Source organism: Plantactinospora sp. KLBMP9567 (genome assembly GCF_033446045.1).
GTDB lineage: Bacteria > Actinomycetota > Actinomycetes > Mycobacteriales > Micromonosporaceae > Plantactinospora.
The window spans coordinates 1-14217 of record NZ_JAWQRR010000050.1 but is presented as its reverse complement, the minus strand read 5'-3'; the positions used below and the strand labels follow the sequence as shown (position 1 = coordinate 14217).

Below are 14217 nucleotides of genomic sequence, written 5' to 3'. Positions count from 1 at the left end.
TCCTCCATAAGAGATAGCTGAGTGGTACGGCGCATGGTGATTCCGCCGGAAGGCTAGCCGATGGTGTTGAACGCCGCCTTGTCCACCGGCTCCGCGAGATCGACCCGGACGGTGCTGCCGTCGGAGGCGGACTGCAGGACCGCTGCGGCGACCCGAACGGTACGCAGACCCTGCCGGAGGGTGACGATGTCGCTCTCCTTGCCCTCGACCGCGTCGCGGAACCGCTCGTGCTCGACCAGCAGCGGCTCCCGCTTCGGGATGGCGTACCGGACCATGTCCCCCTCGGCGACACCGCGGAACGCGCGCAGCGCCTCCCACTCGGTGTCGATGGCTCCGTTGGCGTAGAAGGTCAGGTCGGCGGTGAGGGTGTCAGCGACGAAGCAGCCCCGGTCACCGGTGATCACCGTCGACCGTTCCTTGAGCGGACTGAGCCAGTTCACCAGATGGTTCACCATGGTTCCGTTGGCGAGCTGACCCACCGCGGCCACCATGTCCTCGTGCAGCCTGCCGCTGCGGGAAACCGTACGGGCGGACACCGAGGTGTATTCCTGCCCGGTGACCCAGCTCGTCAGGTCGATGTCGTGGGTGGCCAGGTCCATCACCACGCCCACGTCGGCGATCCGGTGCGGGAACGGTCCCTGCCGGCGGGTGACCACCTGGAAGACCTCGCCCAGTTCCCCGTTCTCCAGCCGGGTACGCAGATTCTGCAGCGCGGGGTTGTAGCGCTCGATGTGTCCGACGCCGGCTACCAGGCCACGCGACTCGAACGCCTCGACCAGTCGAGTGGCCGTCTCGACGGACTGGGCCAGCGGCTTCTCGATCAGCGCGCAGACGCCGTTCTCGGCCAGTTCCAAGCCGACGTGCTCGTGCAGCGCGGTGGGGCAGGCCACCACCGCATAGTCGACGCCCATGGCGAGCAGATCCGCCACGCTGGGCACCACCGGCACCGACAACGTCCCGGTGGTGTCACCGGCCGGATCCACCACCCCGACCAGTTCCACGCCATCCAGGTTGGACAGTACGCGGGCGTGGTTGCGGCCCATGGCGCCGAGCCCGATCAGTCCCGCGCGCAGCGGGCGTGCCTGGCCGCTCACCGGGCACCCGCCAGGCTGTTCGCGGCGTCGGCGATCCGCTCCAGGTCGGCCTGGCTCAACGACGGGTGGATCGGCAACGACACCACCTCGCGAGCGGCCCTCTCCGTCTCCGGCAACTCCCACGCTCCTGGCTTGCCATCCGAGTTCAGGTACGGCTTCAGCCGGTGAATCGGGGTCGGGTAGTAGACCGCGTTACCCACCCCCTGATCCAGCAGCTTCTGCTGGGCGGCGTCCCGGTCCCCGCGTACCCGAACGGTGTACTGGTGGTAGACGTGCCGGGCCGAGTCGGCCACCGGTGGGGTGACCACGCCGGTGATCCGGGCGTCGAGGAACTTCGCGTTCGACCGGCGCTGCTCGGTCCACTCCGGCAACTGCTGGAGCTGTACCCGCCCGATCGCCGCCGCCACGTCGGTGAGCCGCATGTTCGCGCCGACGATCTCGTTCGCGTACCGCTGCTCCATGCCCTGGTTGCGCAGCAGCCGCAGGGTCCGGGCGAACTCCGGGTCAGGAGTGCTGATCATGCCGCCCTCCAGGGCGTGCATGTTCTTGGTCGGGTAGAAGCTGAAGCAACCCGCGATGCCGAAGGAGCCGACCGGCCGCCCGGCCAGCGCCGCGCCGTGCGCCTGGGCCGCGTCCTCCACGACGGCCAGGCCGTGCCGCTCGGCGATCGGCATGAGCCGGTCCATAGCGGCGGGGTGACCGTAGAGGTGCACGGGCATGATCGCCGCGGTACGCGGGGTCACGGCCGCCTCGACCGCCGCCGGATCAAGGCAGAAGCTGCCGGCCTCGATGTCCACGAAGACCGGCTCGGCGCCGACCAGGCGGACCGCGTTCGCGCTCGCCGCGAAGGAGAAGGACGGCACGATGACTTCGTCGCCCGGGCCAAGGCCCAGCGCCAGCAGGGCCAGTTGCAGAGCCGAGGTGCCCGAGTTGACCGCGACACAGTGCCGGCCGGCCACCAGCTCGGAGAACTCCTCCTCGAACGCCGCCACCTCCGGCCCCTGCACCACCCGGCCGCTGCGGAGCACCCGGACGGCGGCTTCGATCTCGGCGTCTCCGATGACTGGTTTTGCGGGCGGGATCATGTCTGCGTTCTGCCCGGGCATGGGCATCCTCCTGTCGATGGGGGGATCGCAATTGGCATGCGATGCTAGCTCGTTACGGGATGGCTGGATGAAGTGGTGCAGGGTGGGTCATGACCGGGGAACAGTGTCGGACTCGACGGAGTCACGGCCGCTGGAAGCCGGCGGTCGGTCGGGAACGGTGCGGGGGGATCGAGGCGGCGCCAGGACGATCAGGTTGGCAGGGGAATATCGGCACTCCCTCCGGCCGGTACCGGCCCGTCCGCTTCGAACCTGGCCGAGACGTGGTTGTCCGCACCGAGTCCGGCCGCGATCGCGGCGGCCATTCGTGGCAGGTAGTCCTCCGGAAGGGTGGTACGGGCAACGGCGAGCCGCCAGTAGAGGGGACCGACGATCAGGTCGACCGCGACGTCAGGGTCTATCCCGGCAGGCAACTCGCCCCGGCCCACCGCACGGTCGATCAACAGTATGCCGACATCCCGTTGGTTGGCGCGCAGGGCCTGCTGGAGGGTCTGTGCGATCTGCGGGTTACGGGCCGCCTCGGCAAGCAGATCCGGGATGATCTGCGAGGCCAACCGGTGTCGCAGCGCCCGAGCCACGATCCGCAGCAGCACTTCGAGATCTCCCATTAGGCTACCGGTGTCCGGTAACGGTAGGCTCTGCCCCGCAACCCGGGTGACGATCTCGAGCACCAGCTCCAGCTTCGAGTTCCACCGCCGGTAGACCGCCGTCTTGCCGACCCCGGCACGGCGCGCGACCGCCTCGATCGAGAGACGGCCATAGCCGACCGCCGCGAGTTCCTGCATCACGGCTGCGCGGATCGCGGCGGTGATCCCGTCTCGGAGCACCGCCGCTCCCGCTGGAGCACGCCGGTTGTCGGTCGCCACGCGGGCCAATATAGCGCGACGACGCTACGGTTGCGTCCCGACGTACGATGGACTACCTTGCCACGAAGCGACGACCACCGGCGTTCCAGCGCTCTGGCCACGGTCACCACGTCGCGCGACTCCCGCAGCCCGAACAGATCGGAGCGCCCACGCTATGGCCATCACGGCGGTAGCCAACCCCGATTCAGAGCTCACCCAGGCAGAGCTGGCCGCCCGGTACGGTCTCACCGTCGCAGGTGACCGCCCCTCCCTCACCAGCTACACCCGGCAACTCTGGTCCTACCGGCACTTCATCTCCGCGTACGCCAACGCCAAGCTGGTGGCTTCGTTCAGCACCGCACGACTCGGCCGACTCTGGCAGGTGCTGACCCCGCTCACCAACGCGGCGGTCTACTACCTGATCTTCGGCGTGGTCCTGGGCACAAGCCGGAACATCGAGAACTTCATCGCCTATCTGTGCACCGGTCTCTTCGTCTTCACCTTCACCCAGACCGTGGTCAGTGGTGGGGTCACGGCGATCACCGGCAACCTGGGACTGATCCGGGCACTGCACTTTCCCCGCGCCAGCCTGCCGATCGCGATCACGCTGACACAGTTCCAGCACCTGCTCGCCTCGATCGTCGTACTGGCCGGGATCGTGCTGATCGACGGCGAGCCGCTGACCTTCGAATGGCTGCTACTGATACCGGCGATCCTGTTGCAGTCGATCTTCAACGCCGGGCTGGCGATGGCGATGGCTCGGATCGGCTCGAAGATCACCGACCTGAAGCAGGTCGTCCCGTTCGTGATGCGGACCTGGATGTACGCCTCCGGCGTGCTCTACAGCGTGGACAACTTCGAGAAGCACCTGCCCGAGGCGGCCGCCTGGCTGGTGCAGCTGAACCCGTTGCTGGTCTACATCGAGCTGATGCGGCACGCCCTGATGGAGACGGCGCCGGTGACGGCTTCGGCGATGCAGTCCTGGCTGCTCGGCGTCGGTTGGGCGGCGGCGGCCGGCGTCCTCGGGTTCGTCTACTTCTGGCGCGGTGAAAAGGAGTACGGCCGTGGCTGAACCGATCAACCCCGAGCCACAGGCACCGGCGGGCGAAACCGCGGTGGCCAGTCCCCGGATCCCCACCGTCGTGGTCGACGAGGTGCACGTGGTCTACCGGGTGCACGGCGCCGGATCGGGCGGCAACGGCAGCCCGGTGGCCGCACTGAAGCGGATGGTGACCGGCGCCAAGAGCGGCGCGATCCGTGAGGTGCACGCGGTCAAGGGCGTCAGCTTCACCGCGTACCGGGGGGAGGCGATCGGCCTGCTCGGCAGCAACGGCTCCGGCAAGTCGACCCTGCTCCGGGCCATCGCCGGACTGCTGCCGGCCAGCCAGGGCGCGGTCTATACCCTGGGCCAGCCGTCGCTGCTCGGGGTGAACGCGGCCCTGCTCAACGACCTGTCCGGGGAACGCAACGTCGCGCTCGGCTGCCTGGCGATGGGGATGACCCCGGCCCAGGTACGCCAGCTCACACCGGAGATCCTGGAGTTCTCCGGAATCAACGAGCGCGGTGACTTCGGCTCACTGCCGATGCGGACGTACTCGTCGGGTATGGCCGCCCGGCTCCGGTTCTCCATCGCCGCTGCGAAGAAGCACGACGTGCTGCTGATCGACGAGGCGCTGGCCACCGGTGACGCGCGGTTCCGGCGACGCAGCGAGCAGCGGGTCCGGGAACTCCGGTCCGGCGCGGGCACAGTCTTCCTGGTCAGCCACGCCATTGGCACGATTCGTTCGACCTGTGAGCGGTCGATCTGGCTGGAATCAGGAGTGATCCGAGCGGACGGCCCGACCGACGAGGTGGTCGCCGAGTACGAGAAGTTCATGAACCGGAAGTAACGCCGCCGACCGGAGCGGCGGCCCGGCGTGGGGGGGGGGCCGGGGGGCGGGGGGCCCCCGGGGGGGCCGGGGCGCCGCGCGCCGGGCGGGGGGCCGGGGGGGGGCCAGACGGGGTGCACCCCGCCCGGGGCGGGCCCACGCTTCCGAGCTAGGGTCCTAGAGGTCACAACGCCCGGCCGACGTGCCAACAGGTCCGGACGGGCGGTCGATCCCCGTTTCCAGACCGAGCGGGAACCCGTCCGGACGCTACGACATACGACATACGACACCGACAGCGTGTAGTCAGTGAGGATCGGCAATGGCGCAGAACCCGGCTACGCGGCCGGACAGCCGCTCGGCCCCGGGGGACCGGACCGGCGTGGCGGCGCCGTGGCGGCCCGACCGGACCGTGGCGGTGGTGTTGGCCGGGGGCACCGGGACCCGGGTCGGACTCGGCATTCCCAAGCAGCTCCTCAAGATCGCTGGCAAGCCGATCCTCGAACACACCATCACGGTCTTCGAGTCCGCGCCCGAGATCGACGAGATCATCGTGCTGATGGCGCCCGGCTTCCTTGACGAGGCGCGGCAGATCGTCGACAAGGCCGGCTTCCGCAAGGTCAGTCAGGTGATCGAGGGCGGTGACACCCGCAACGCCACCACCCGGCTGGCGCTGACCGCGATCGGGCCGGACGACTGCAACGTCCTCTTCCACGACGCGGTCCGACCGCTGCTGAGCCCCCGGATCGTCCGGGAGTGCGTCAACGCGCTCTGGACGTACTCCGCCGTCGACGTGGCGATCCCGTCCGCCGACACGATCATCCAGGTGGACGACGACTGCATCACCGACATCCCGGTACGGTCCCGGCTGCGCCGGGGGCAGACGCCACAGGCGTTCCGGTCCGGCACCATCCGGGCCGCGTACGCGCTGGCCGCGCAGGACCCGGCGTTCAGCGCCACCGACGACTGCGGGGTGGTGCTGCGTTACCTGCCCGAGGTGCCGATCAAGGTCATCGAGGGCTCGGACGAGAACATCAAGGTGACACACCCGGTCGACGTACACCTGGCGGACAAGCTGTTCCAGCTCGCCGCCGCCCAGGCGCCCCGGCTGCGCGACGAGCGGGCGTACGTCGAGGAGTTGAGCGGCCGCACGGTGGTGGTCTTCGGCGGCAGCGAGGGGATCGGCGCGCGGCTGGCCGAGGTCGCCCGGGGCTACGGCGCAGAGGTTTTCCCGGTCAGCCGGTCGAGCACCGGCACCCACGTGGAGCGGGGCGAGGACGTCGCCGCCGCGTTGCGCGGCGCGTTCGAGGCGACCGGTCGGATCGACCACGTGGTGGTGACCGCCGGGGTGCTCCGGATGGGCGCGCTCGCCGAGATGGACGAGGCGACCATCTCGCACATGCTCCAGGTCAACCTGGTCGCCCCGGTGGACATCGCCCGGCAGGCGCTGCCCTACCTGCGGCAGACCCGGGGCCAACTGCTGCTCTACACCTCCAGCTCCTACACCCGGGGCCGGGCCCGGTACGCCCTCTACTCCGCCACCAAGGCCGCCGTGGTCAACCTCACCCAGGCGCTCGCGGACGAGTGGTCCGAGTTCGGCGTACGGGTGAACTGCGTCAACCCGGAGCGGACCGCGACCCCGATGCGGACCCGGGCGTTCGGGGAGGAGCCGGAGCACACCCTGCTGGCGGCCGACACGGTGGCCCGGGTCTCGCTGGACGTGCTGCTCTCCGGGCTGACCGGCCAGGTGGTCGACGTCCGCCGCTCCACCGGCGACCCGGCCGCCGAGCGCACCGGCCAACCCACCGAGCCGAACGGGCAGCCGGGCGAGCCGAGCGGCACCGCTTCGAACGGCCAGCCTGCCGAGCCGAACGGCGCCGACCCGAACGGTTCGGGCCAGGAGCCCGGGCTCGGCCGGATCGGCCGGCAACGCTCCACCGAACTGGTGCCGCCGCCCCGGGTCGGCACCGCCTAGCCAGGCCCCGCACGTCGAGGGCACCATCCGGCGATCCGCCTCACGGAAGGAAGCACATGCGTGGCGATCTGGTCAGGAAACTGACCGTCCGGTGTCTGAGCGCCGGCCTGGCCGTGCTGTCCTTCCTGGTCCTCGCCCTCACCTCGGCCGAGCTTGCGGGCCTGGCCCTGGCGGTGGCCGGTGCGGTCGCGGTCTGGCTGGAGCGCCGGATCAACCCGCGCGCCGACCTGGTCGCCGAGCCGGTCCTGCTGATCGCCGGGGTCCTGGTCGGGTACACCCAGCAGGTGCCGCAGGGCCGGCTGAACTGGGTGGCGCTGGCGCTCACCGGGGCGGCTCTGCTCGGGCTGACCCTGGCCGAGCGGCCACTGCGGGACGCCGCCGAGCTGGAGGTCCGCTCGGCCAACCTCGGCGTGCGGTCGTCGCCACTACTGGTCGCCGACCGACTCGGTCCGGCGGTGCTGGTCCTGCTGGTCGTACTCGCCGGCAGCGCTGCGCTGACCCTGCCGGTCTGGCCCGTCCTGCTGCTCAGCGTGCTGGTCGGCGGGGCCGCCGCGGTGGGTGCGGTCGGGCCGATCGCGCTGCGCCGGCTGCGCCCCTCCGGCGGGCAGAGCGCGGTCGCCCAGGCGCTCCGCCGGCACCGGCCGGAGTTCCTGCTCTACTTCTCCGCGCCGCCCGGCTCGGAATACCAGGTCATGATGTGGCTGCCGTACCTGGAACGGATCGGCCGGCCGTTCATGGTGCTGCTGCGGGAGCCGAACTTCCTGCCGACGATCTCGGCCGCCACCAGCGCGCCGGTGGTGGTCTGCCCGACGCCGCGCTCGATCGACGAGGCGATCGTGCCGAGCCTGCGGGTGGCGTTCTACGTCAACCACGGCGCCAAGAACAGCCACTGCATCCGGTTCGCGCACCTCACGCACATCCAGCTGCACCACGGCGACAGCGACAAGGCGCCGAGCGCCAACCCGGTCTCCGCGATCTTCGACCGGATCTTCGTGGCCGGGCAGGCGGCGATCGACCGGTACGCCCGCAACGGCGTGACGATCCCCCGGGAGAAGTTCGCCATCGTGGGCCGGCCGCAGGTGGAGTCGATCGCGGTCAGTCGGGAGCCGATCCGGGACCGGGCCGACAAGGTGGTGCTCTACACGCCAACCTGGACCGGGCACAACGCCGACGTCGACCACTGCTCGCTGCCGGTCGGCGAGACCCTGGTCCGCCGGCTGCTGGACCGGGGCGTGACGGTGATCCTGCGGGCCCACCCCTACACCTCGCAGAATCCGGCGTCGGCCCGGCAGCTCGCCCGGATCGAGCAGCTCCTCACCGAGCACCGGGCCGGCACGGGACGGCGGCACGTCTTCGGCGCCGAGGCGGCGAAGAAGATGAGCCTGGTCGACTGCGTCAACGCCTCCGACGCGCTGGTCTCGGACGTCTCCGCAGTGATCTCCGACTACCTCTACTCCGGCAAGCCGTACGCGGTCACGGACCGGGTCGGCGAGGGTGACCGGTTCGTCGAGGGGTTCCCGCTGGCCGGCTCGGGCTACGTGCTGGACTCGCAGATGTCCAATCTGGACGACGTACTGGACCGGCTGCTGGACAGCGATCCGCTGGCCGAGACCCGGTGGCGGACCCGTACCCGCTATCTCGGCGACTTCCCGGAGCAGCGGTACGCCGACGGGTTCCTCGACGAGGCCCGCCGGCAGTTGGACGGCGCCGCCGCGCAGTCCGTGCCTTCGCCGCGCCCCGCGCCGGTCTCCTGAAGCACACCGACGGCGCCCGGGTCCGCCGGACACGGCCGGCGCCGGTCTCCTGAGCACGGCCGGCGGCTGTGCCATGATGCGTCGGTGACGATGATCAGGACCAGCCACGACCGGAACGAGCTGGCCGGCCTGCTGCGCCGCGACCCCCACCTGCACGCGTACGAACTCGGCGACCTCGACGACTTCTACTGGCCGTACACCACCTGGTACCGGCTGGACGACGCCGTGGCGCTGCTCTACCAGGGTGGGCCCACTCCGGTGCTGCTGGCGCTGCACCGCTCACCGGCGGTGCTCACCGAACTGCTCACCGGTCTGCTCCCGCTGCTGCCCCGGCACTTCGAGGCGCACCTCTCCCCCGGTGGCGAGGCGGTGCTGGCCCGGGAGTACCCGGTCAGGTCGCGCGGGGCGCACCTGAAGATGGCGCTCACCGACCCGGACCGGCTGGCCCGGGTGGCGCCCGGCGGCGAGGTGCTCAGCGAGGCCGACGTGCCGGAACTGACCGCGTTCTACCGGGCGGCCTATCCCGGCAACTGGTTCGATCCCCGGATGGTCGGGACCGGCCACTACGTGGGGATGCGCCGGTACGGCGAGCTGGTCGCCGTTGCCGGGGTGCACGTCTGGTCGCCGCGATACCGGGTGGGCGCGCTGGGCAACGTGACGACGGCTGCGGCGTACCGGGGGCAGGGGCTGGCCAGCACGGTGGTGGCGACACTCTGCCGGCGGCTGCTGGAGACCGTCGACACGGTGGCGCTGAACGTCGTCGCGGAGAACACCGCCGCGTACAAGCTGTACGACCGGCTCGGCTTCACCCCGGTCGCCGAGTACACCGAGTACGTCGTCGGCGAGCCGTCACCCGCAACCGGCGCGGACGACCGTCCTCTTTGAACCCGGCCACCACCACGTCCTCCGGGGCAACACGATCGCCGAGGCGTTCGTCGGCTCGGTCACCCTCGGGGAGGCGCCGCACCGGTCCGAACCGGCCGACCCTTGTCAACGGTCGGCACCCCGGGCACCATGTCAACGTTCTCGAAAGCCGCCAGTCCGCCGGGCGTGGCGGACCTGCGTCCGCCCGGTCCGTACGCCTGTCGTCCACCCCTTGCTTTCGCCAGCCGATCTGTCGCCGAGGAGGCGCCGGTGCTTGAGGAGTTCATGGGCATTCCCGCCCACCCCTTCCTGGTCCATGCCGCGGTGGTGTTCGTGCCACTGCTCGCGTTGACCGCGGTCGGGTACGCGTTCGTTCCGTTCGTCCGACCGCACCTGCGTTGGGTGCTGGGACTGCTCGCGGTCGCCACCCCGCTGGCCGCACTGATGGCCAAGCTCTCCGGTGACCGGTTCCTCGCCCGGCTGGAGTCCCGTAACCGGGTCAGTCCGGAGTACGTGCCGCGACTGGCGGAGCACCAGGATCTCGGCACCAACACCCTGTACGCGACGATCGCGCTCGGGGTGCTGACCCTGGCGCTGGTCTTCCTGGTCAAGCCCCGGGCCACCGCCGCACCGGTGACCGCCGGGACCGAGGGGAGCGCCGAGGGCGGCGCGGCCGCTGCCGCCGCCAAGGGGTCGCCGGTGCTGACCCTGGTGCTCGGGGTGCTGTCCCTGGCGGCGGCCGGGATCACCCTGTACTACGTGTTCCGCACCGGCGACACGGGCGCCCAGGCGGTGTGGCAGGGCCAGTGATTCCCGCCTGAGCACGGGCACGCACGGCCGGCGTCTGGTCGGTACTACTACCGGCGGGCGGGGCGGGTCAGGACGAGTAGCCCCGGGTGGCCGCCCAGTTCGCCAGGTCGATGGTGGTCATCCAGTAGTTGCTGTCCTCGCCCGGGATGGCCGGGTCGGCGATCTTCACCGTACGGCCGTCGTCGCGGTAGCCGACCACGGTCAGGTAGTGCCCGCCGGGGTAGCTGTGCCAGCCGCCGTCGAGGTCGGTCGCCGAGCCGGCGATGTTGACCACCACGGCGTACCCGCTGGTGACGGCGTGCACGACGTCGGCCTGGAGCCGGTCCATCTGGGCCGGGGTGGCCGCGCCGCCGGGGATGGCGGTGGTACGGTAGAAGTCGGTTCCGGTGATCTTGTTGAGCACCCGGGTGGTGTCCTCGGCCGAGTTGGTGCCGCTCATCGTGGTGCCGAGGTCGGCGGCGACGGCGTCCTGGCTCGGCTGCTTGTCCCGGACGGTCAGCGCGATCCGGGTGGCGGCCGGGCCGCAGTACCAGCCGTTGATCTGGGCCTGGAACTCGTAGTCCAGCAGCTTCGACTCCGGCGGCGCCGGGGGCTTACTCGGGGTGCTGGCGGGGGCCGCCTTCGCCGCCTTGGTGGTCGGCGCGGTGGTCGTCGACTGCGACGGGGTCGCCGGGGCGGTCGTTTCCGGCGCGGTGGTCTCCGGTGCGGTGACGATGGCCGCTCCGGCCTGTCCCGCCGGGGCGCCGAGTTCGGCGACGGCGACGGTCGAGGTCTCCGGGGCCTCCGCCGAGCCGGTCGAGGCCAGGACGACCCCGCTGGACGCGGCAGCGGCGAGCACCGCGGCCGAGGCGAGCGCGAGCCGGTTACGCCGGCCCGACATGGCGGTCCGGAACCGCCCGTTAATTGCGTGCTTCAACGTTATCCTCCACGGGAAATGCGCGTCACCGCCACCGGGGGGCAAGGAATGACGCGGCGTTTCGGTCGCTGCCGGAATGTGACGTGAAATCGCACGGAATCGCACGGACGAAATCGCCCGGGAGAGGCCCGCCGACGCATTCGGCGGAACGGGCCGACGGTACGGACGGACCGACGGTGCGCCAGCCGGTGGGAGCGCCGCTATCGGCGTACCGGCGGAATCAGCGCTACCACGATCCGTCGCGACCGGCCGGCGGCCTCACCGGGACCGCGACCAGTTGGCCGGCGGACCCGGCAGTGCCCGCGCGTCGACGACTTCCGCGTCACAGACCGCTATCGGGCCAGGTTCAGGTGCCGGCCTGGGGTCGGCCGGTCCGGTCAGGGCGGTCCGGGACGGTCGCGGCGACCGGGAGTGGAGCCGCAACGCAGCGAGGGAACTGGGGGGACGGGCCAGGGCCCGGGTGGTGCGGCACGAACAGCTACTCCTTCCGACACCGCCTACCGGGTTAGCTGACGGATTCGGGCGGGAAGGCCGCCCTACCACGGGCCAGCGGCTCGCGGATTCACCCCAGATAACTGTGGGTCCCCGGCTCGTTACAGAACGACTCGGCGGGTCTGCTCCGGTGTCACCCAGATGGCGACCAAGGGGCCGGACCAGACCCGCCGACATTACTGGCCGCCTTCCGCCGTTGCCAACCCCACTGAACAGCGAAAACAGGGCTTGACAGCGCGATCGGGACGACCGGCGACCGGGCTTGGGGCGGCGGGCGGCCGCGCAGATAAACCGGCATGATCATGTACGCGTACGGTATGACGGAAATGACCGGCTTGGCGCGGTGGTCCGAGCATGGGACGAGGACTCCAGGAGGCTCCTTCCGATGACAACCGTGCACGAAGCGACCTACGACCTGCTCCGCTCCCTCGGCCTCACCACCCTGTTCGGCAACCCGGGCTCCACCGAGGAGCCATTCCTGAAGAACTTTCCGGCCGACTTCGCCTACGTTCTGGCTCTCCAGGAGGCCTCCGCGGTCGCGATGGCGGACGGCTACGCGCAGGCAACCGGCCGGCCGGTGCACGTCAACCTGCACACCGCACCCGGCACCGGAAACGGAATGGGCAGCCTCGTCACCGCCTGGCACAACAAGACACCCATGATCGTTACCGCCGGCCAGCAGACCCGGACGATGAATTTGTCCGAGCCGATGCTGACGAACGTGCGCCCGACCCAACTGCCCGAGCCGTACGTCAAATGGAGCCACGAACCACTGCGCGCGCAGGACATTCCCGAGGCATTCATGCGGGCGCTCGCCACCGCCGTACAGCCGCCGGCCGGGCCGGTGTACCTCTCCCTGCCGCTGGACGACTGGGACGAGCCGGCCAGCGGCACCGCGCAGGTACGCCGGATCAGCACCCGGGTCGCACCCGATCCGACGGAACTGGACCGGTTCGCCGAGATCCTGGCGGCGAGCCGGAACCCCGTGCTGGTGATCGGATCCGCGGTCGACCGCAGCGGCGGCTGGGCCGAGGCGGTCGCCCTGGCCGAGCGGAGCCGGGCACCGGTCTGGCAGCCGCCGTTCGCGGACCGGGTCGGCTTCCCCCAGGACCATCCCCAGTTCCAGGGACTGCTGCCACCGGCGATCGGGCCGCTGGCCGAGAAACTGGTCGGACACGACACCGTACTGGTGGTCGGTGCCCCGGTGTTCCGTTACTACCCGTACGTCCCCGGCCGGCGGGGCTATCTGCCGGACGGCACCCGGCTGCTGCACGTCACCGACGACCCGGCCGAGGCGGCCCGGGCACCGGTCGGCGACAGCCTGGTCGGCGACGTCAGGCTGGCCTGCGCCGGGCTGGCCGAGCGGCTGCCATCGACCGACCGGCCGATGCCACCGCCCCGGGCCGGCGCGCCGGACGGGGCCGCCGGCACCCCGCTGAGCCCGGAGGCGCTCTTCGGCGCGCTCGCCGCCGAGTGGCCAGCGGACGGGATCGTGGTCCCCGAATCCCCCTCCAACCTCAGCGTTCTGCACCGGCAACTCACCATCACCCGGCCGGGCTCCTACTTCAAGATGGCCAGCGGCGGGCTTGGCTTCGGGCTGCCGGCCGCGGTCGGCATCGCGCTCGCCCAGCGGGACACCCGGCAGCACCGGCCGGTGGTGGCGGTGATCGGGGACGGCTCGTTCCAGTACTCGCCGCAGGCGCTCTGGACCGCCGCGCAGCACCGGCTGCCGGTCGTCTTCGTGGTGCCGGTCAACCACGAGTACGGCGTGTTGAAGGCCTTCGCCGAACTGGAGGACGCGCCGGGGGTGCCCGGACTGGAACTTCCCGGCCTCGACATCCCCGGCATCGCCCGCGGCTACGGCTGCACCGCCCACCAGGTGGAGTCGGTGGACGAGTTCCGGGCGGCGTTCCGGTCCGCGCTCGGCACGGAGAGCCCCACCGTGCTCGCCGTACCCATCAGCCGGGACGTCACCCCGCTGCTCTGAATCCGCCGCCCGTCAGAGGGGCAACTGCCGAGGTGAGCCGGACGATCGCCGGGATCCGTGAGACGTCGAGGTGCGCCTGCTCGACCTGGGCGGGCAGATTCTGGACGGTATATTCCGGTCGAGCGTGATACCGGGGAGTCATCATGATGACTCCCCGGTATCACCCACGAAGAGCAGACGCCCATCCCCCCGGGCGACCACCCTCGCCCGACCGGTCATCGTCGGGGAGACGGCCCATCCCGTCGGAGACCTCCGCCGATTTCATGATCGACCTGGTGGGGATGGAATGCAGAGCGCCCGCCAGTCGTTACATTCCGCGTACGGCCGAGTAGCACCGCCTGTGACCTGGGCTGATGCCGGGCCCCCGGGGAATGATCCGGGGCCGCCGGTCGTTACATATGGTGTTCGCCCGAGTACCAGCCGCCCCCCGCGCAGGTATTCGGGTGCTCCTGTTGTCCCTGGAGGCCACGACGCCTCGGGACACATTTTCTCCAATGGCACCCCGCGTCCCC

The 14217-nt window shown here is 70.8% G+C and carries 11 protein-coding genes and 1 riboswitch; of the genes, 7 read left to right on the top strand and 4 right to left on the bottom strand.

Annotation, left to right across the window (positions count from 1 at the left end; all coding sequences use genetic code 11):
* Positions 1–53: 53 nt before the first annotated feature.
* The 3 genes from R6Y94_RS36815 to R6Y94_RS36805 all read right to left on the bottom strand — a co-directional run bounded on the left by R6Y94_RS36815 (position 54) and on the right by R6Y94_RS36805 (position 3024).
* Positions 54–1094: a Gfo/Idh/MocA family oxidoreductase gene (locus R6Y94_RS36815; protein WP_318401067.1), complete on the bottom strand. Its 1041-nt coding sequence runs from the start codon at positions 1092–1094 to the stop codon at positions 54–56.
* On the bottom strand, positions 1091–2200 hold the full coding sequence (locus R6Y94_RS36810; protein ID WP_318401066.1) for a DegT/DnrJ/EryC1/StrS family aminotransferase: 1110 nt from the start codon (positions 2198–2200) through the stop codon (positions 1091–1093). Before R6Y94_RS36810 ends, R6Y94_RS36815 begins: the two co-directional genes overlap by 4 nt.
* Before the next feature lie 188 nt (positions 2201–2388).
* A complete protein-coding gene (locus tag R6Y94_RS36805) occupies positions 2389–3024 on the bottom strand; it encodes a TetR/AcrR family transcriptional regulator (protein ID WP_318401248.1) in 636 nt (211 codons plus the stop codon).
* A 193-nt stretch (positions 3025–3217) separates the two neighbouring features.
* Here R6Y94_RS36805 and R6Y94_RS36800 point away from each other — a divergent pair, with 193 nt between their 5' ends.
* The 6 genes from R6Y94_RS36800 (at position 3218) to R6Y94_RS36775 (ending at position 10310) form a co-directional block, all read left to right on the top strand.
* Positions 3218–4114, top strand: a complete 897-nt coding sequence (locus R6Y94_RS36800) for an ABC transporter permease (protein WP_318401065.1) — start codon at positions 3218–3220, stop codon at positions 4112–4114.
* A complete protein-coding gene (locus tag R6Y94_RS36795; protein ID WP_412102963.1) occupies positions 4107–4931 on the top strand; it encodes an ABC transporter ATP-binding protein in 825 nt (274 codons plus the stop codon). Before R6Y94_RS36800 ends, R6Y94_RS36795 begins: the two co-directional genes overlap by 8 nt.
* 298 nt (positions 4932–5229) lie before the next feature.
* Positions 5230–6882: a bifunctional cytidylyltransferase/SDR family oxidoreductase gene (locus R6Y94_RS36790; protein WP_318401064.1), complete on the top strand. Its 1653-nt coding sequence runs from the start codon at positions 5230–5232 to the stop codon at positions 6880–6882.
* A 56-nt stretch (positions 6883–6938) separates the two neighbouring features.
* Positions 6939–8636: a CDP-glycerol glycerophosphotransferase family protein gene (locus R6Y94_RS36785; RefSeq protein WP_318401063.1), complete on the top strand. Its 1698-nt coding sequence runs from the start codon at positions 6939–6941 to the stop codon at positions 8634–8636.
* Between the two features lie 90 nt (positions 8637–8726).
* A complete protein-coding gene (locus tag R6Y94_RS36780) occupies positions 8727–9521 on the top strand; it encodes a GNAT family N-acetyltransferase (protein ID WP_318401244.1) in 795 nt (264 codons plus the stop codon).
* Between the two features lie 249 nt (positions 9522–9770).
* Positions 9771–10310, top strand: coding sequence for a DUF2231 domain-containing protein (locus R6Y94_RS36775; protein ID WP_318401062.1), 540 nt, complete (start codon positions 9771–9773; stop codon positions 10308–10310).
* Between the two features lie 67 nt (positions 10311–10377).
* Here the strand turns inward: R6Y94_RS36775 and R6Y94_RS36770 are convergent, their stop codons facing one another.
* A complete protein-coding gene (locus R6Y94_RS36770; RefSeq protein ID WP_318401060.1) occupies positions 10378–11226 on the bottom strand; it encodes a C39 family peptidase in 849 nt (282 codons plus the stop codon).
* A 479-nt stretch (positions 11227–11705) separates the two neighbouring features.
* Positions 11706–11847: riboswitch (cyclic di-AMP (ydaO/yuaA leader) on the bottom strand.
* A gap of 256 nt (positions 11848–12103) precedes the next feature.
* Between R6Y94_RS36770 and mdlC the strand changes: the two genes are divergently transcribed.
* On the top strand, positions 12104–13705 hold the full coding sequence (gene mdlC / locus R6Y94_RS36765) for a benzoylformate decarboxylase (protein ID WP_318401059.1): 1602 nt from the start codon (positions 12104–12106) through the stop codon (positions 13703–13705).
* Positions 13706–14217: the final 512 nt, after the last annotated feature.

What these genes read in the sequence shown, in the direction of transcription:
- R6Y94_RS36810 (WP_318401066.1), bottom strand. Translation starts at nt 2,200, where the DNA reads ATGCCCGGGCAGAACGCAGACATGATCCCGCCCGCAAAACCAGTCATC.
- R6Y94_RS36800 (WP_318401065.1), top strand. Translation starts at nt 3,218, where the DNA reads ATGGCCATCACGGCGGTAGCCAACCCCGATTCAGAGCTCACCCAGGCA.
- R6Y94_RS36790 (WP_318401064.1), top strand. Translation starts at nt 5,230, where the DNA reads ATGGCGCAGAACCCGGCTACGCGGCCGGACAGCCGCTCGGCCCCGGGG.
- R6Y94_RS36785 (WP_318401063.1), top strand. Translation starts at nt 6,939, where the DNA reads ATGCGTGGCGATCTGGTCAGGAAACTGACCGTCCGGTGTCTGAGCGCC.
- R6Y94_RS36780 (WP_318401244.1), top strand. Translation starts at nt 8,727, where the DNA reads ATGATCAGGACCAGCCACGACCGGAACGAGCTGGCCGGCCTGCTGCGC.
- mdlC (WP_318401059.1), top strand. Translation starts at nt 12,104, where the DNA reads ATGACAACCGTGCACGAAGCGACCTACGACCTGCTCCGCTCCCTCGGC.